Below are 16,986 nucleotides of genomic sequence, written 5' to 3' on the forward strand. Positions count from 1 at the left end.
ATGCCGCAGACAGAAACTGAAACGGTCACGCTCAGCCTCGACGAGGCACGCACGCTTTGCATCTCGGCCGCCGTCGGCGCCGGCGCCAGTGAGGAAATGGCGACCTCGATCGCGCTCGCCGCCGTTGCGGCGGAAGCCGATGGCCAGGCGAGCGTCGGGCTGTCGCATTATGTCGACTATCTCGAAGCGCTCGAGGCCGGCCGCATCAAAGGCAAGGCCGAGCCGGTCGTCACCCGCCCGGCGCTGGCGATCTACCTGTCCGACGGGCAAGGCGGTGCCGCCCACACCGGATTCGACCGTAGTTTCGATGAAATCGCCAAGGCCGCGCGGCTGTTCGGCGTGACCGTCTTTTCGCAAAAGAATGCCTACACCTGCGGCTCGCTCGGCTATTTCACCGGCCGCCTCGCCGAGGCCGGCCTCGTCGCGCTCGCCGCCACCAACGGCCCTGCGCTGGTCGCCGGCTCTGGCTCGACCAAGCCGGTCTATTGCACCAACCCGATCTCGCTCGCCGCACCCGCCGCCGACGGGCCGCCTCTGGTCATCGACCAGTCGTCGAGCGCCACCGCCTTCGTCAACGTCCGCAAGGCGGCCGAAGCCGGCGAGGCCATCCCCGAGGGCTGGGCGCTCGACGCCAAGGGCAAGCCCACCACCGACTCCAAAAAGGCGATGAAGGGCGTGCTGCTCGCCTTCGGCGGCGCGCGCGGTGCCAATGTCGCGCTGATGGTCGAGGTGCTTGCGGCCGGTGTCTCCGGTGCCAACTGGTCGATCGATGCGCCGTCCATCACGGAAGGCCATCAGACGCCCGGTACCGGGCTGTTCATCGTCGCCTTCGACCCAAAACTGTTCGACCCCGGCTTCGAAACCCGCATGCGCGAACAGCTCGACCGGCTGTCGGACCAGTATCACGTCCACATCCCCGGCCCGGCCAAGGCTGCCGCCCGGGCCCGTTCGGAGGTGGAAGGGATCACCGTGCCATCAGCTGTTCACGCCCGTATCTCGGGGTTTGCCGCACCTCAGGCAGACTGACCAGGGAGCGTTTTCGACCCCTTTTCAGAACGAAACCACCGGACCAGCAAGCCTGGACCGCAGCGCGGCTTCAACGTCTCGGCATGGATCCTCGTGACCCTTCGCGGCTGACGCCGCTACGGGCACGAGGATGACGGCCGGAGGAGACGCTCCCGCTAATCAGAGAACGTGCCGCCTGTCGGAGACGTTGGCGTTTGGCGCTGAGCCCCTCCGCATCCGTCATCCTCGGGTCGGAGCGCGAGCGCAGCGAGTGCGCAGATCTCGGGGATCCATGCCGTGACCTTCATGAGATTATCTGCGGTCTAGAACCACGTACGAACCCCCGCGAAAATAATTCGAACCCCCTTTGAACCTTTCCCGCAGCCGCTGCGACCCAGTCATGTCCAGGGCGAGGTGAGCTCGCCCGATCAACCGGGGGGAACCCAAACCGAAAGATCGTTCCGACGTGGAAACCAGAGCGTTTCCGCGGCCCCGAAACGCAACCTCGAAAAGGGAATATGACCATGAAGACCAAGATCACCATCCTGACCGCTGTCCTGCTGCTTGCCGGTGCCATCGGCAGCGCCAACGCCGCCAGCTTCTCGGCTGGCCCGGGCGGCGGCGACCGCCCGTCGGGTCCGAGCGACATCTCCGACGCACCCGGCGGCAACGGCCCTTCGGGTCCCGGCGACATCTCCGATGCTCCCGACAATGACAAGCCGTCCGGCCCGAGCGGCAAGGCATCGTCGGGTAACGGCGGCGCCACGGAAGACAAGTACTGCAAGAACGGCTCGAGCAAGTTCCCGGATTGCAACACCAAGTTCATCCAGGACTGCAAGGCCGCAGGTGGCAACATGTCGGGCCAACAGGGTTGGGGTGGCAAGACCTGCCGGGAACCCTCCTGATGCCTTGGGCATGATCCGAAAGGCTTGAACCGGCTTTCAGATCATTGCCCCAGCACGAGGCGACGGCCTCGCAGGGCGTCGGTCGCCCGCATCGCTGCCATCCGGAAAACCCCGCTTCGCGCGGGGTTTTCTGCGTTCGCAAGTGAAAAAACCGTACATGAAAGAGCCCCGCGCGCCGGCGGGGCTTTGCGCGGGCGATCGGCCCGCAGCACGTTGCGAAAGACGGTTCAGTGGCGCGAGAGCCAGCCGTCGATGTCCTTTTCGGCTTCTTCCTGCGCCTTGCCGTAACGGGCCTGGAGCCGGCCTGCGAGTTCGGTGCGCTTGCCCTTGATGACGTCGAGATCGTCGTCGGTCAGCTTGCCCCACTGGGCCTGCACCTTGCCCTTGAACTGCTCCCAATTGCCTTCGATCTGGTTCCAATTCATTGCTTTTCTCCTTTCGGGGATTGGCACGACAGGAGCGCCGCACTGGGGGATGAACGCCCCCACGCCGGTCGGGTTCCGACATTTTTAAAAGTTGACTTTGTCAATCATCTTTATATCAATCCTTGTTGACTTGACCGTGACCCAGGCTTCGCGGCGTTGGTGCATTGCAATATTTCAACCGTGCATAGCCCCGCAAACGGAGACATGTCCTTGACCCTGACGACCGAAAATTCCGGCCGCCGACTTTTCATTCCCGCGCTCCGCGGCCTTTACCAGAACTTCCACGATTCCGCCGAAACGATCCTGCGCCTCGTCGCCGGCGGCGCCCTTGTCATTCACGGCCTCGGCAAGATCTCCGACCCGTTCGGCGCGGCCGGGATGGTCGAAGGCCTCGGCTTCTACCCCGGCGCCTTCTGGTCGCTGCTGTTGTCATGCACCGAGTTCTTCGGCGGCATCCTGATCGCCATCGGCCTGTTCACGCGTCCGGCCGCCTTCGCCGCCTTGTTCGTGCTGCTGGTCACCGTATGGTTCCACTGGATCACCATGGGCCAGGGCTACGAGGGCGCCGAGAAGTCGATCATCTGGGCGGCGATCTTCCTGTTCTTCGTCATCCGCGGCGGCAACCGCCACTCTGTCGACGCGCGCCTCGGCCGCGAGTTCTAGTTTGTGACCGCATGATCGTTTCCGGAAACCGGATTTCGATCATGCTTTGAACCCTGCCTCCCAAGGCAAGCCGCATGCCCGCGCCAGATCGGCGCGGGCCGCTCCGCGCAGTCGCTCGATGATTGCCTTTTTCGCGAAACGGGCTAAGAAACGCTACATCCCCTGCCCCTTTTGGCGACCGGAGCCAGCGATGACTGAAATTCTGCAGACCCCGCAACTCGTGACCGTTTTCGGCGGGTCCGGCTTCCTTGGCCGCCATGTCGTGCGGGCGCTGGCCAAGCGCGGGTATCTTGTGCGCGTCGCCTGCCGCCGGCCCGATCTCGCCTTCCACCTGCAGCCGCTCGGCAATGTCGGGCAGATCCAGCCCGTGCAGGCCAATCTGCGCGTGCGCTGGTCGGTCGACCGCGCCGTCCAGAGCGCCTCGCACGTCGTCAACCTCGTCGGCATCCTGCATGAAGGCGGCCGCCAGCGTTTCTCGACGGTGCAGGAATTCGGCGCCCGTGCCGTCGCCGAGGCAGCGCGCGCCGTCGGCGCCTCGCTGACCCACGTTTCGGCGCTTGGCGCCGATGCCAACTCGCCATCGCTCTACGCCCAGACCAAGGCACGCGGCGAAAAGGCGGTTATGGACACGCTGCCGAACGCGGTGATCTACCGCCCGTCGATCGTCTTCGGCCCCGAGGACCAGTTCTTCAACCGCTTCGCCAACATGGCGCGCTTCTCCCCGGTGCTGCCGCTGATCGGCGGCGGCGAGACCCGGTTTCAGCCGATCTATGTCGCCGACGTCGCCGAGGCGGTCGCGCGTGCCGTCGACGGCAAGGTCAAGGGTGGCTCGATCTATGAGCTCGGCGGCCCGCAGGTGCTGAGCTTCAAGCAGTGCATGGAACAGATGCTCGAGGTCATCGACCGCAAGCGCACGCTGGTGCCGGTGCCGTGGTCGATCGCCAACCTGCAGGCCTCGATCCTCGGCATGCTGCCGAATCCGCTCTTGACCAAGGACCAGGTCCTGCTGCTGCGTTCGGACAATGTCGTGTCGAAGGCAGCCATCGACGAAGGCCGCACCATCGCAACCGTCGGCATCGCGCCGAAGTCGACCGCGTCGATCCTGCCGAGCTATCTCTGGCGCTACCGCGCCGCCGGCCAGTTCACCCGCCGGACCGAAGCCTGACCGGCTGAGGGCGCGTGGACGCCCTCGCCGCCCTCCTGCCCCAGGGACTCGATCCGCTCATCGGGGTCATCCTCATCGTCGCCAGCGCCTTTACCTCGGCGCTGACCGCGGCCTTCGGCGTCGGCGGTGGCATCGCCATGCTGACGCTGATGGGCCTGTTCGTGCCCGTCGCCGCCCTCATTCCCGTCCATGGCGCGGTGCAGCTCGGCTCCAACACCGGCCGCGCCTGGCACCAGCGCGCCAATGTGCGCATGGACGTCGCCGCCCCCTTCATCGCCGGCTCCGTTGTCGGTGCGGTCATCGGCGCCTTCGTCGTCATCCAGTTGCCCGACGCCTGGCTCAAGCTGGTGCTCGGCGCCTTCGTCATCGCCATCACCTGGGCCAAGATCCCCGGCATCGACAAGCTGACCCGCACCGGGCTCGCCATCGGCAGCGTCGTCGTCGCGCTGATCGGCATGCTTGTCGGCGCCACCGGGCCGCTGGTCTCGGTGCTGTTTGCGCAGTTCTTCGCCAATGACCGCAAGGCGCTGGTGGCAACGCATGCCGCCGGCATGGTCGCCCAGCATGGGCTCAAGATCGTCGTCTTCAGCCTTGCCGGCTTCGCCTTCTCGGATTGGCTGCCGCTGATCGGCGCGATGATCGTCTCGGGCTATCTCGGCACCGTCTACGGCACCAGGCTGCTCGAACGCATGCCGGAAGAGAGCTTCCGCAAATGGTTCAAAATCGCCATCACGGTGCTGGCGCTCGATCTGCTGAGGCGCGGACTGATGGGGCTGGGCTGACGAGCGCACGCTTCCCTTCCCCCTCTGCGGGGAGAAGGGAAAAAGGCTCAGCCCCAGACCATCAGCGCGAACAAGCCGACGCCACCGACCAGCAGGCGCCACCAGCCAAACAGCGCGTAGCCGTTGCGCGAGACATAATCGAGCAGGTGCCTGACCACGAACAAGGCGGTGAAGAAGGCGGCAAGGAAGCCGATGCCGATGACAGGCAGGTCGGCCGCCGAAAGGATGTCGCGGTTCTTGTAGAGGTCGTAGGCGAAGGCGCCAGCCATCGTCGGCATTGCCAGGAAGAACGAGAATTCGGCCGCCGCGCGCTTTTCCACGCCCATCAGCAGCGAACCGACGATGGTGGCGCCCGAGCGCGAGGTGCCGGGGATCATCGCCAGGCACTGGAACAGGCCGATCTTGAGATAGACCGACAACGGGAAATTGGTGACGTCGCCATAGCGCGGCTTGAGGTCGAGCTTGTCGAGGAACAAAAGCACCAGGCCGCCGAGGATCAGCATGACGCAGATCAGCCGCGGCGATTCGAACAGCACCGTCTTGATGAAATCATGCGCCAAAGCGCCAACGATTGCGGCCGGCAGGAAGGCGATCAGGATGCCTGCGACGAAACGCTGCGTCTTCGGGTCGGAGGGCAGCGTCGTCAGCATCTGCCACAACTTGGCGGCATAGACCGACAGGATCGCCAGGATCGCGCCGAGCTGGATCAGGATCTCGAAGGTCTTGCCGGTCGAGTTGAAGCCCAGGAAATGCCCGGCGAGCAGGATATGGCCGGTCGAGGACACGGGGATGAATTCGGTCAGGCCCTCGAGCAGGCCGAGCAGCAGTGCATCGATGATTGTCTGGCTATCCATTCCCATCCCCGCGAGGCGTTCATGCGCGATTGCTTGTCATGCGGCGGAACTCACCCTATAGGTCGGGTCGCCCGAGAAGCCCGGCAAGCCGGGCCCCGAAGCTCTAGCGACGCATCAGGCGATTCGCCAGAGCGCCATCGATCACGAATTTCGCAGGACCATGCTGACGCTTTTCCACCACCCGATGTTTGCCACATGCCGTTTCGTCCGTCTGGCGTTCGGCGAATATGGCGAGGAGCTGGCGCTGATCGAAGAGAAGCCGTGGACGCGGCGCAAGGAGTTCCTGTCGCTCAATCCGGCCGGAACACTGCCCGTCCTGCTCGCCGAGGGCGACGTGCCGATCGTCGGCGCGATGATCATATCCGAATATATCGACGAGACCCGCGGCGTGCTGAAGCGCGAGCGCCGGCTGTTCGCCGAAGACCCGATGGAACGCGCCGAAATCCGCCGCCTGACCGATTGGTACCTGACCAAGACCGAAAGCGAAGTGACCCGGCACCTCGTCCGCGAACGCGTGCTCAAGCCGCTGATGCCGGAAGCTGCCGGCGGCGGTTCGCCCGATTCGGCGGCGATCCGTGCCGCGCGGGCCAACATCCGCCAGCACATGAAGTACACCAACTGGCTTGCCGGCACGCGCCACTGGCTCGCCGGCGCGCGCATCACCTATGCCGACCTTGCCGCCGCAGCATCGCTTTCGGTGCTCGACTATCTCGGCGAGATCGACTGGCGCGAATATTCCTCGGCGCGCGAATGGTACACGCGCGTCAAGTCGCGCCCGTCCTTCCGGCCCCTGCTCACGGACCGGGTCCGCGGGCTGACCCCGGCATCGCATTATGCGGACCTCGATTTCTGAGAGCGCGCTGCGCCAGCTGATCGAGCGCGAAGCCAGCCGCGCCGGCTTTGCCGCCGTCGCCGTCACACGCCCCGACGCGATCCCGCTCGCTCCCGCCCGCCTCGCCCAGTTCGTCGATGAAGGCCTGCACGGTTCCATGGCCTGGATGGCCGAAACGCTGGAGCGGCGCAGCGAGCCCTCCGCCCTTTGGCCAGAGGTGCGCTCGATCGTCGTGCTCGCCATGAACTATGGCCCCGACTGCGACCCACGCGCGCTCCAGGCCCGGCCCGACCGCGCCGCGATCTCAGTCTACGCCCGCAACCGCGACTATCACGATGTCATGAAGGGTCGGCTGAAGGAGATCGCCGGCAAGATCGTCGCCCGTGCCGGCGGCGACGTGAAGGTGTTCGTCGACACGGCACCCGTGATGGAGAAGCCCTTGGCCGAGGCTGCCGGTCTCGGCTGGCAAGGCAAGCATACCAACCTGGTCAGCCGCGAGTTCGGCTCCTGGCTGTTCCTCGGCACCATCTTCACCACCGCCGAAATCGCACCCGACGACACTGAGATCGACCATTGCGGCTCCTGCCGCGCCTGCCTCGACGCCTGCCCGACCGACGCTTTTCCTGCCCCCTACCGGCTCGATGCCCGGCGCTGCATCTCCTACCTGACCATTGAGAACAAGGGTCCGATCCCGCTCGAATTCCGCCCAAAGATCGGCAACCGCATCTATGGCTGCGACGACTGCCTCGCCGCCTGCCCATGGAACAAGTTCGCCCAGGCGGCATCGGAGCAGAAGCTGGCTGCCCGCGACGACCTGCGCGAACCACGCCTCGCCGAACTGCTTTCGCTCGACGACGCGACCTTCCGCACCTTCTTCTCCGGTTCGCCGGTCAAGCGCATCGGCCGCGACCGCTTTATCCGCAACGTGCTGGTCGCCGCGGGCAATTCCGCCGACACCACGCTGACCGAACCCTGCGGAGTGCTGCTCTCGGACGCCTCGCCGCTGGTCCGGGGTGCTGCCGTCTGGGCCATGTCTCGGCTGGCGGGCACTGAGGCATTTTCGGCTCTTGCGCAACAGGCGCTGAAGGTCGAAACCGAACAGGACGTGATCGCGGAGTGGCAGGCCGCGCTCACCCAAGTCGAACCATCGCGGACGCAGGCATGACCGAGCAGAATTTCTTCATTTTCGGCGCCGGCTATTCCGGCAAGGCTTTCGCACGTCAACGCCCCGAGGGCGTTGGCATTGCCGGCACGACGCGCTCGGCGGAAAAGGTCGCCGGCCTCGAAGCCGCCGGCATCGAGCCCTTCGTCTTCGATGGACATCTGACGCCTAAGATCAGGGCCAAACTGGCCGCGACCACCCATCTCGTCGTCTCAGCCGGGCCCGGCGACGATGGCGACCCGGTGCTCAATGCCGCCCGTGAGGCGATCATCCACGGCATGCCGCAGCTGCGCTGGATCGGCTATCTCTCGACCGTCGGCGTCTATGGTGACCATGGCGGCGCCTGGATCGACGAGACCGCCACATGCCGGCCGAAACCGGGCCGTTCCTCGATGCGGCTCGCCGCCGAGCAGGCCTGGCACGAGCTTGGCGAACAGATCGCTCGCCCGGTTGCGATCCTGCGCCTGTCGGGCATCTACGGCCCGGGCCGCAACGCCTTCGTCAATCTCGAAAACGGCACCGCCAAGCGGCTGGTCAAGAAGGACCAGGTGTTCAACCGCATCCATGTCCAAGACATATCAGGCGCTCTGTGGTTCCTCGCCGAGGGCGACTATGGCGGGGTCTTCAACATCACCGACGACGAGCCGGCGCCGCCGCAGGACGTTGTCGCCTATGCGGCCGAAAAGATGGGTGTTGCGCCGCCGCCCGAAATTCCTTTCGAGACCGCCCAACTTTCGCCCATGGCGCGGTCCTTTTATGGCGAAAACAAACGGGTCGCCAATACCGCGATCAAGGCGCTCGGCTTCACGTTCGGCATGCCCGACTATCGCAAGGCGCTGGACAGCATGTGGGCGCACGGCACTTGGCGCGGCGAAGGCGAAGGCGACAGGCGCAGCCCGATCAGGCAGGGCTGAGCCGAGGCAGAGCATGATCCCGGAAAGTGGCAACCGGTTTTCGGGATCATGCTGCTGCCACCAAGAGACAGAGCCCCATTCCGGTTCAATCGGAATGGGGCTCTGGACGAAATGACCGCGGTACGGGTGCTGAAATTTACCCTTCGGTAACCGCGGCAGCCCAAGCTGGCTGAGAGGATCGGGTTCCATGACGGCATTTTTCAGCGAATTTATTGGCAAGGCGGGACGGCTCCTGATGGCGGCCGCCACCCTTGGCCTCGTCGGTCTCGACATCCAGGCGGCCAGCGCCTCGGAGCTTGCCAAGGACCTGTTCGGCGGCAAGAAGCTGCCGGCCGCGATCGCGCCCGCTTCCTATGGCTTCTATTCCAAGGGCTGTTTCTCCGGTGGCATCGCGATCGCCACCGACGGCCCGACCTGGCAGGCGATGCGGCTGTCGCGCAACCGGCGCTGGGGCCATCCGAAGATGATCGCGCTGATCGAGAAGCTGTCGCGGGAAGCCACCCAGGACGGCTGGCCCGGCCTGCTCGTCGGCGACATCTCGCAGCCGCGTGGCGGGCCGATGCTGACCGGCCACGCCTCGCACCAGATCGGCCTCGACGCCGACATCTGGCTGACGCCGATGCCTGACCACCGGCTGTCGCCGACCGAGCGCGAGAACATGAGTGCCGTGTCGATGGTCAACGAAAAGACCCATCGCGTCATCGAGAAGCGTTGGACGCCGGCGCATACGCGCCTGCTCGAGCGCGCCGCGAGCTACCCCGAGGTCGAGCGTATCCTGGTCAATCCGGGCATCAAGAAGAAGCTTTGCGACACCGTCACCGGCGATCGCTCCTGGCTGCGCAAGGTTCGTCCGTTCTGGGGCCACGACTATCATTTCCATGTCCGCATAGGCTGCCAGCCGGGTTCGCAGGGTTGCAAGGAACAGGATGCCACGCCGCGCGGCGACGGCTGCGACAAGTCGCTGGCCTGGTGGTTCACCGAGGAGCCATGGCGTCCGGCAACCGGCCCGGCCAAGCCGAGGGCGCGTGACATCATGACGATGTCGAGCCTGCCCAAGGCATGCCGCGCCGTGCTCGACGCACCCTCGCCGGCCTCGGAAGCCGCCGTCACCTACCATGGCCCCGGCGGCAGCGACTATGCGGCAACGCCGGCACCCCAGGCTCCGTCAGTGGCAGACACGCCTGTCATCGCCGATCCCGGCACGCCTGCGGCGGCAAATGCCTTCGCGCCGCGGCCTTCGGTCGACATCCCGCTGCCGCGCCCGCGCCCCGCCAACAAGTGATGCGACTGGAGGGTGCGCCACGGCGCTTCCAAATCGCTGGAAATCGGTCTATGGATTTCAAACGATTTAGATAGTGATGGCAGCCCTCCATTGACCCCTGCATTGCGTCTCGCGCTGATCGCCCATGACGAGAAGAAGGACGACCTTGTCGCCTTCGCCAGCGATCACATCGACTTCCTCATGACCTGCCATATCGTCGCCACCGGAACCACCGGCCAGCGCATTCTGGCGGCCTGCCCGGACCTCAACCTGACGCCGCTGAAAAGCGGTCCGCTCGGCGGCGACCAGCAGATCGGCGCGCTGATCAGCGAGGCCAAGATCGACCTTTTGATTTTCTTCGTTGATCCGCTGACGCCGATGCCGCATGACGTCGATGTGAAGGCATTGATGCGGCTCGCCATCGTCTACGACATTCCCATGGCGTTGAATCGGGCGACGGCCGAGATCATGCTGGAAAACCAAGAGAACGGCTGAACGCCGACGTGGGGACGAAACCGGGCATGTCACATCCAAGCGAGCAGGCGCACGCCCTCCCTTTTCCGATCCTGATCGGCGACATCGGCGGCACCAATGCGCGCTTCGCCATCGTCGAAAGCGCCGACAAGGATGCAGGCGAGCCGCGCATTGTCCAGACCGCCAGCTACGCCACCATCGACGACGCCATCCTGGCCGTACTCGACGGTGCGCCGGTGCGCCCGCACTCGGCGGTGCTGGCCGTCGCGGGGCCTGTCGAGGGCGAGGAGATCGCGCTTACCAATTGCCCCTGGGTGGTGCGTCCCCGGCAGATGTTTGCGACGCTCGGCCTCGTCGACATCCTCGTACTCAACGATTTCGAGGCCCAGGCGCTCGCCGTCGTGGCGCTCGGCGACGAGCACATGGAAAAGATCGGCGGCGGCGAGCCTGAACCAGGCGCCGGCCGCGTCGTGCTCGGGCCAGGCACCGGCCTTGGCGTTGCCGGCCTGATCCACGCGCTCGGGCGCTGGATTCCAATTCCCGGCGAAGGCGGCCACATGGACATCGGTCCGCGTTCCCAGCGCGACTTCGAGGTGTTTCCGCATATCGAAAAGCTGGATGGCCGTATCTCGGGCGAGCAGATTCTGTGCGGCCGCGGGCTCGTCAACACCTACCGCGCCGTCGCCAGGGCCGACGGCAAGACACCCACCCTAACCCAGCCGGCGCAGGTCACGGCCGCAGCCCTCGATGGCAGCGATCCCGTCGCCGTCGAGGCGCTCGACCTGTTCGTCACCTGCCTTGGCCGCACCGCCGGCGACCTCGCTTTGGTGTTCAAGAGCAAGGGCGGTGTCTTCCTCACCGGCGGCATCGCCCAGAAGATCGTGCCGGCGCTCAAACAGGGCAATTTCCGCGAGGCCTTCGAAGACAAGGCCCCGCACCACGAGCTGATGGCCTCGATGCCGGTCTATGTCATCACCCACCCGCTGGCGGCCCTTGCCGGGCTTGCCGCCTATGCCCGCAATCCTGATCTCTTCGGCATCGAGACCGGCGACCGGCGCTGGCGGGCCTGACCGCGGCACGCTTGCGGCAAATGGCGGTTTCCCCTCGCAGCGTCATGCTTTATGAGGGGCGCAGTTTCCGCAAGTAGCGACAGGACTGCCTGTTTGACCATCGATCCAATCCAGACGCCCACACCCGCGCGCAGCGAAATTGTGGGCGTCATCAAGCGCATCGTCGCCGAGAACGGCCGCGACTACGTCTGGCACTACAGCTTCGCCGCGCTTTTCCTGCTCACCATCTCTGCCACGACCGGCTTCCTCGCATGGGTCATGCGCGACGTCGTCAACCTGGTCTTCTATGAGCGCCGCGCCGACCTGATCGTGCTGATCAGCCTGTCGATCTTCGCCGCCTTTGTCATCCGCGGCCTGTCCACCTACGGCCAGGCGGTCGTCCTGGCCAAGGTCGGCAACAATCTCATTGCCCGCTATCAGCGTCGTATCTTCGACCACCTGATGAACCTCGGCATGGACTTCTTCTCGTCACAGCGCTCGGCCCAGTTGATCGCTCAGGTCAACCAGAACGTGGCCGGCGTGCGCGACCTGCTCAACATCCTGGTCACCTCGATCGCCCGCGATGCCGTTTCGCTGGTCGTGCTTGTCGGCGTGATGATCTACCAGGATCCGATGCTGTCGCTGCTGGTCCTGTTGATCGGTCCGCCGCTGGTCTTTGCCGTCAACTATCTGATGCACCGGCTGCGCCGCCTCAACCGCGATGCCATCCTGGTTGGCGCTCGCCTGTTCGGCTCGATGCAGGAAACCGTCCAGGGCATGGCCATCGTCAAGGCTTTCACCATGGAGGACCAACTTGCAAAGCGCATGGATGGCCTGATCGGCGACGTCGAGGCGCGATCGAACAAGATCGCCCGAGTGTCGGAGCGTCTTTCGCCTGTTACCGAGATGCTCGGCGGCGCGATCTTTGCCGGCATCATCGGCTATGCCGGCTACCGTTCCGCCGTCGACATGCAGCCGCCGGGCAACATCATCTCGTTCATCTTCTCCTTCATCCTCGCCTACGATCCGGCGCGCCGCCTTGCCCGCACCCAGGTCGGCCTCGAAGCAGCGCTGGTCAATGCCCGCATGCTCTACGAGATCCTCGACACCGAGCCGCGCCAGGAAGACAGCAAGGACGCCAAGGTCATCCATGTCGGCGAGGGCGAAATCCGCTTCGACAACGTCTCCTTCGGCTATGGCGACGACATCCCCGTCCTGCGCGAGCTGAGCTTCACCGCCGGCGGCGGCAAGACCACGGCGATCGTCGGCGCCTCGGGCGCCGGCAAGTCGACGCTAATCGCGCTTTTGCAGCGCTTCTACGACCTCGACAGCGGCCACATCGTCATCGACGGCCAGGACATATCAGGCGTCACCAAGCGCTCGCTGCGCCAGTCCATCGCCTATGTCTCGCAGCACCCTTACCTGTTTGAAGGCACCATTGCCGACAACATCCGCTATGGCCGCCCCGACGCGACCGACGAGGATGTCCGCGACGCCGCCAGACAGGCCTTCGCCGACGAGTTCATCCGCGAGCAGCCCGAGGGCTACGACACGCCCGTCGGCGAAAGTGGCTCGACCCTTTCCGGCGGTCAGCGCCAGCGCGTATCGATCGCCCGCGCTTTGGTGCGCAACGCACCGATCCTGTTGCTCGACGAGGCGACCTCGGCGCTCGACAACGAGTCCGAGGCACGTGTCCAGGCAGCACTTGCCGGCGCCACCAAGGGCCGCACCACCATCGTCATCGCCCATCGCCTCTCGACGGTCATCAATGCCGACCATATCGTGGTACTGGAGCAGGGACGCCTGGTGGAACAAGGCACGCATGCTGGCCTCATGGCCGACCAGAACAGCATCTACGCCCGCTTCCACAATCTGCACGATGAGGCAGCACTTGGACTGGTGGACGATACTGTCGAGACTGCAATAGTAGCGTAGCGGCATGCGCGTGCCGTTTCAGGGAGCTTGAAATGAGCGAGATGGGTCTTGTGGTTGTCGGCGCCGCCGGCCGGATGGGGCAGGTGCTGTTGCGTACCGTGCACACGATGGAAGGCGTCCGCGTCGTCGGCGCCATCGAACGTTCCGGCTCGCCGCATCTCGGCAAGGACGCAGGCGAGCTCGCCGGCATCGGCATCATCAATGTCGCCATCAGCGACGACCCGCTGGCAGCCTTCGCCAAGGCCGACGGCGTGCTCGATTTCACCGTGCCGGCTGCGACCGTCGAGTTCGCCGGTTATGCCGCCCAGGCGCGCATCGCCCATGTCATCGGCACCACCGGCTGCTCGGCCGACGACGATGCCAGGATCGCCGCCGCCGCGCGCCACGCCACCATCGTCAAGTCGGGCAATATGAGCCTCGGCGTCAACCTTTTGTCGGTGCTGGTCGAAAAGGCCGCACTGGCGCTCGGCCCCGACGATTTCGACATCGAGATCGTGGAGATGCACCACCGCCACAAGGTCGATGCGCCATCGGGCACGGCACTTCTGCTCGGCGAGGCCGCCGCCGAGGGCCGCAAGATCGCACTCGCCGAGAAGAGCGTCCGCGTCCGCGACGGCCACACCGGCGTGCGCGAGACGGGCACGATTGGCTTTGCCGCGCTGCGCGGCGGCTCCGTGGTCGGCGAGCATTCGGTCATTCTCGCCGGCACCGGCGAACGCATCGTCATGTCGCATCTCGCCGAGGATCGCACGATCTTCGCCCGCGGTGCGGTCAAGGCAGCCTTGTGGGCGCATGGCCGCAAGCCTGGCCTTTATTCGATGCGCGACGTGCTCGGGCTTTAGTTGCACGACACCGAAAATCGGCATCGATTTTCGGAATAGGATCATGCACCAACAGAACATATCCCATCCAACCACCTAGTCCTCACCCAAGGGAGCAAAAATGTCCGGTACTCTCGTGCTCGTCCGTCATGGCCAGAGCGAATGGAACCTCAAGAACCTGTTCACTGGCTGGCGCGATGTCGACCTGACCGAACAGGGCACCGCCGAAGCCAAGTCCGCCGGCCAGAAGCTCAAGGCGCGCGGCCTGAAGTTCGACATCGCCTTCACCTCGGCATTGATGCGCGCGCAGAAGACCTGCCAGCACATCCTCGACGCCACCGGCCAGAGCGATCTCAAGACGGTCCGCAACCAGGCGCTCAACGAGCGCGACTATGGCGACCTCAACGGCCTCAACAAGGACGACGCCCGCGCCAAGTGGGGCGAGGAGCAGGTCCACATCTGGCGCCGTTCCTACGACACCCCGCCGCCCGGCGGCGAAAGCCTGAAGGACACCGGCGCGCGCGTCTGGCCCTACTATATGCACGACATGCAGCCGCACGTCCTCTCCGGTGGCACGGTGCTGGTCGCAGCACATGGCAATTCGCTGCGCGCCCTGATCATGGCACTTGAAGGCATTTCCGGGCCTGACATCGTCAAGCTCGAGCTCGGGACCGGCGTGCCGATCGTCTACAAGCTCAACGCCGATTCGACCGTCGCTTCCAAGGAAGTGCTGGCCTGAGCCATTGCAGCGCCGCGCGTCCCATCGGGCGCGCGACGGACGCCGAGGCATTTTGAATGCCTTGCATGATGCCCAGCGAGAATCGATTGCGATTTTCGGGACATGCATTTGGGAGCCGTGCACGCGCGGCTCCCCTTCGCCGACTTCGAAAGCCAGCCGGCCCCTACGTCAGGCTCCGTACCTGATTGCGACATTTGTGGCCTGCCGCAGCATTCGTCGGCAAAAGCTGAAAAAGCGCGTTGACACAGTCGCTTCGCCCGCTTACATCACCGCCACCAGCCCAGATGGCGGAATTGGTAGACGCGCACGGTTCAGGTCCGTGTGCCGCGAGGCGTGGAGGTTCGAGTCCTCTTCTGGGCACCAGTTTCCTGTTTCAGACAGCCCCAAGCTGTCGAGAAACACTCAAAAAAAGCCCGGTTCGCCGGGCTTTTTTATTGCCTGGATTTTGGCAGTGTCCAGCCCCGCCACGCCGCCGCCAGCGGTCCGGCGTCGGCATCGGCGTACGAGCCGCCAGCCGCCCGACCCTCACCATCCCTCAACTGGCACTCTCGGTCATCGCCCAAATGGTCAGCTTCCCGCTGCCCCATGCTCGATGCTAATATCAGGTTGTGCTAATATTAATGCACAACCTTGTCGAGGAGCATGCCGATGCTGCGCTTTGCCCTTTTTGCCGCTGCACTGGCCCTTACTGCCGGCACGGCAGTAAGGGCGGAAGACAAGCCTCAGGCCACGCCGGCCGTCGTCGAAGGCGTAACCGTCGCGGAGTTCGGCGACATCATGATCAAGGCCGGATATCAGGCCAAGGTCGGCGTCGACAGCGACAACCTGCCGGTCATCGATTCCAAGGCCTCCGGCATGAACTTCTGGGTCTATCTCTACAATTGCGAGGGCGCCGAGCCGCAGAAGTGCCGGCGCGTGCAGTTCCAGAGCAGCTTCAAGACCGACAAGGCGATGCAGGACAAGGCGCTCGAATGGAACAACAAGAAGGTTGCCGGCCGCGCCTCCAACGACAAGGAAAACACCTATTTCGACTACCTGATCGATTGCGGCGGCGGCGTCTCATCCGCCAACCTGTCGCAGAACCTCGAGCGCTTCGACACGCTGATGGCCGAGTTCACCACCTACATCGGCTGGCGCTGAGCGAGCCGGCCAAGGGACGCCAGACTGCATGCCCCGGAGCATGAACTGGCACGCTTCAGCGCGCAGGCGGTGCGCTGGTCAGGGCCTCACCACGGCAACTGGGCGAAATGCTGAGTTCCGGGCGCTTTTACGCGCAGGATGCCGTACTGAGGCCGCGCTTGAAGCTGCGAGTCTGACGTCGTGTCCAGGACACCGCCGGTCACCGGGATCGCGACTGGCTTCACGACCGCCTGGAAAAATCCCCCTCTCCTGTGTCTCGCCGCTGTTATGCCTCGAGGCTGCGGTTGCGGTCCTGCCAGAGTTCAAGGGCTGCCAGCACCGCCACCGCGATGCCGAGACCGATGTGCCAGTTGCGCAGCGTGCCGCCATATCCCAAGACGAAAGGCTGCACGACCATCCAGACGCCGCCGAACAGCGTCAGGATCTCCTCCCAGCGCCGCAGGAAGATTTGCTGCAATCCGGAAAGCACGACGATCGCGGCGCCAACGAGCGCGGTTACGGCCATCATTGTCGGCATCTCGGTTACGCCAAACCACATCGGAGACACGATGATCGCGGCGCCGAGGATCATCGACACGATGTCCTCCCAGCGCCGGTGCGTGGTGAGCCCGAGGGGCTCCATTACGTTAAGCGTTGCCATGACGAAAAATCCTCTCAGGCTACGTTCGAGTTAAGCTCGAGCGCCCGTGAGGATATGTGCGTGCTAGTCGAACTCCTCAGTCGGGCGTTCTCGCACTGGTGCCATTATCGCAAAAAAACGCAACAAGTTCAATGCACAGGAGCGTGTAGTCAGCGCCAGTCCAGACCTCAGCCAGTCCGGGGCCGCAACGCATGCGCGCCATTTCAGGGCACCGGCCATG

The 16,986-nt window shown here is 64.8% G+C and carries 18 protein-coding genes and 1 tRNA gene; 16 read left to right on the plus strand and 3 right to left on the minus strand.

All coding sequences use genetic code 11. From position 1 onward, the window contains the following. Positions 1–1,026 carry an Ldh family oxidoreductase gene (locus tag IHE39_RS08025; RefSeq protein ID WP_192566129.1) on the plus strand — a complete coding sequence of 342 codons (1,026 nt, stop codon included), beginning with the start codon at positions 1–3 and terminating at the stop codon, positions 1,024–1,026. A 503-nt stretch (positions 1,027–1,529) separates the two neighbouring features. Further along, complete coding sequence (locus tag IHE39_RS08030; RefSeq protein WP_067955616.1) at positions 1,530–1,910, plus strand: hypothetical protein; 381 nt, start codon at positions 1,530–1,532, stop codon at positions 1,908–1,910. A gap of 227 nt (positions 1,911–2,137) precedes the next feature. On the opposite strand, the gene IHE39_RS08035 is transcribed toward IHE39_RS08030, so the two are convergent. Then, complete coding sequence (locus IHE39_RS08035; RefSeq protein ID WP_184768501.1) at positions 2,138–2,335, minus strand: CsbD family protein; 198 nt, start codon at positions 2,333–2,335, stop codon at positions 2,138–2,140. A gap of 204 nt (positions 2,336–2,539) precedes the next feature. On the opposite strand from IHE39_RS08035, the gene IHE39_RS08040 reads away from it, so the two are divergent. The 3 genes from IHE39_RS08040 to IHE39_RS08050 all read left to right on the plus strand — a co-directional run bounded on the left by IHE39_RS08040 (position 2,540) and on the right by IHE39_RS08050 (position 4,945). After that, positions 2,540–2,998 (plus strand): DoxX family protein, encoded by a 459-nt coding sequence (locus IHE39_RS08040; RefSeq protein ID WP_192566130.1) that lies wholly within the window; start codon positions 2,540–2,542, stop codon positions 2,996–2,998. A 190-nt stretch (positions 2,999–3,188) separates the two neighbouring features. Next, the gene (locus IHE39_RS08045; protein WP_192566131.1) at positions 3,189–4,163 is read left to right on the plus strand and encodes a complex I NDUFA9 subunit family protein; all 975 of its coding nucleotides are present in this window, start codon (positions 3,189–3,191) and stop codon (positions 4,161–4,163) included. Positions 4,164–4,177: 14 nt separating this feature from the next. Beyond that, positions 4,178–4,945 (plus strand): TSUP family transporter, encoded by a 768-nt coding sequence (locus IHE39_RS08050; protein WP_192566132.1) that lies wholly within the window; start codon positions 4,178–4,180, stop codon positions 4,943–4,945. A gap of 47 nt (positions 4,946–4,992) precedes the next feature. On the opposite strand, the gene IHE39_RS08055 is transcribed toward IHE39_RS08050, so the two are convergent. After that, positions 4,993–5,799, minus strand: coding sequence for an undecaprenyl-diphosphate phosphatase (locus IHE39_RS08055; RefSeq protein ID WP_192566133.1), 807 nt, complete (start codon positions 5,797–5,799; stop codon positions 4,993–4,995). 160 nt (positions 5,800–5,959) lie between these two features. On the opposite strand from IHE39_RS08055, the gene IHE39_RS08060 reads away from it, so the two are divergent. The 11 genes from IHE39_RS08060 to IHE39_RS08110 all read left to right on the plus strand — a co-directional run bounded on the left by IHE39_RS08060 (position 5,960) and on the right by IHE39_RS08110 (position 16,126). Beyond that, on the plus strand, positions 5,960–6,652 hold the full coding sequence (locus tag IHE39_RS08060) for a glutathione S-transferase family protein (RefSeq protein ID WP_184768496.1): 693 nt from the start codon (positions 5,960–5,962) through the stop codon (positions 6,650–6,652). Continuing rightward, positions 6,633–7,796: a tRNA epoxyqueuosine(34) reductase QueG gene (queG, locus tag IHE39_RS08065; protein ID WP_184768495.1), complete on the plus strand. Its 1,164-nt coding sequence runs from the start codon at positions 6,633–6,635 to the stop codon at positions 7,794–7,796. Before IHE39_RS08060 ends, queG begins: the two co-directional genes overlap by 20 nt. After that, positions 7,793–8,707: an SDR family oxidoreductase gene (locus IHE39_RS08070; protein ID WP_192566134.1), complete on the plus strand. Its 915-nt coding sequence runs from the start codon at positions 7,793–7,795 to the stop codon at positions 8,705–8,707. The genes queG and IHE39_RS08070 overlap by 4 nt, the downstream gene beginning before the upstream one ends. 187 nt (positions 8,708–8,894) lie before the next feature. Then, a complete protein-coding gene (gene mepA / locus IHE39_RS08075) occupies positions 8,895–9,989 on the plus strand; it encodes a penicillin-insensitive murein endopeptidase (protein ID WP_192566135.1) in 1,095 nt (364 codons plus the stop codon). Between the two features lie 90 nt (positions 9,990–10,079). Beyond that, positions 10,080–10,463, plus strand: a complete 384-nt coding sequence (locus IHE39_RS08080) for a methylglyoxal synthase (protein WP_192566581.1) — start codon at positions 10,080–10,082, stop codon at positions 10,461–10,463. A gap of 26 nt (positions 10,464–10,489) precedes the next feature. Next, on the plus strand, positions 10,490–11,512 hold the full coding sequence (locus IHE39_RS08085) for a glucokinase (RefSeq protein WP_192566136.1): 1,023 nt from the start codon (positions 10,490–10,492) through the stop codon (positions 11,510–11,512). Between the two features lie 51 nt (positions 11,513–11,563). Then, positions 11,564–13,426, plus strand: a complete 1,863-nt coding sequence (locus IHE39_RS08090) for an ABC transporter ATP-binding protein (protein ID WP_192566137.1) — start codon at positions 11,564–11,566, stop codon at positions 13,424–13,426. A gap of 32 nt (positions 13,427–13,458) precedes the next feature. Continuing rightward, positions 13,459–14,268, plus strand: coding sequence for a 4-hydroxy-tetrahydrodipicolinate reductase (gene dapB, locus IHE39_RS08095; protein ID WP_192566138.1), 810 nt, complete (start codon positions 13,459–13,461; stop codon positions 14,266–14,268). Positions 14,269–14,368: 100 nt separating this feature from the next. Continuing rightward, positions 14,369–14,986, plus strand: a complete 618-nt coding sequence (locus tag IHE39_RS08100) for a 2,3-bisphosphoglycerate-dependent phosphoglycerate mutase (RefSeq protein WP_192566139.1) — start codon at positions 14,369–14,371, stop codon at positions 14,984–14,986. Positions 14,987–15,264: 278 nt separating this feature from the next. Further along, a tRNA-Leu gene (locus IHE39_RS08105) sits at positions 15,265–15,349 on the plus strand. A gap of 285 nt (positions 15,350–15,634) precedes the next feature. Continuing rightward, positions 15,635–16,126, plus strand: coding sequence for a YbjN domain-containing protein (locus IHE39_RS08110; RefSeq protein ID WP_192566140.1), 492 nt, complete (start codon positions 15,635–15,637; stop codon positions 16,124–16,126). A gap of 265 nt (positions 16,127–16,391) precedes the next feature. Here the strand turns inward: IHE39_RS08110 and IHE39_RS08115 are convergent, their stop codons facing one another. Continuing rightward, a complete protein-coding gene (locus tag IHE39_RS08115; RefSeq protein WP_246470583.1) occupies positions 16,392–16,766 on the minus strand; it encodes an SPW repeat domain-containing protein in 375 nt (124 codons plus the stop codon). Positions 16,767–16,986: the final 220 nt, after the last annotated feature.

It is taken from the genome of Aminobacter carboxidus, from assembly GCF_014863355.1.
Lineage (GTDB): Bacteria > Pseudomonadota > Alphaproteobacteria > Rhizobiales > Rhizobiaceae > Aminobacter > Aminobacter carboxidus.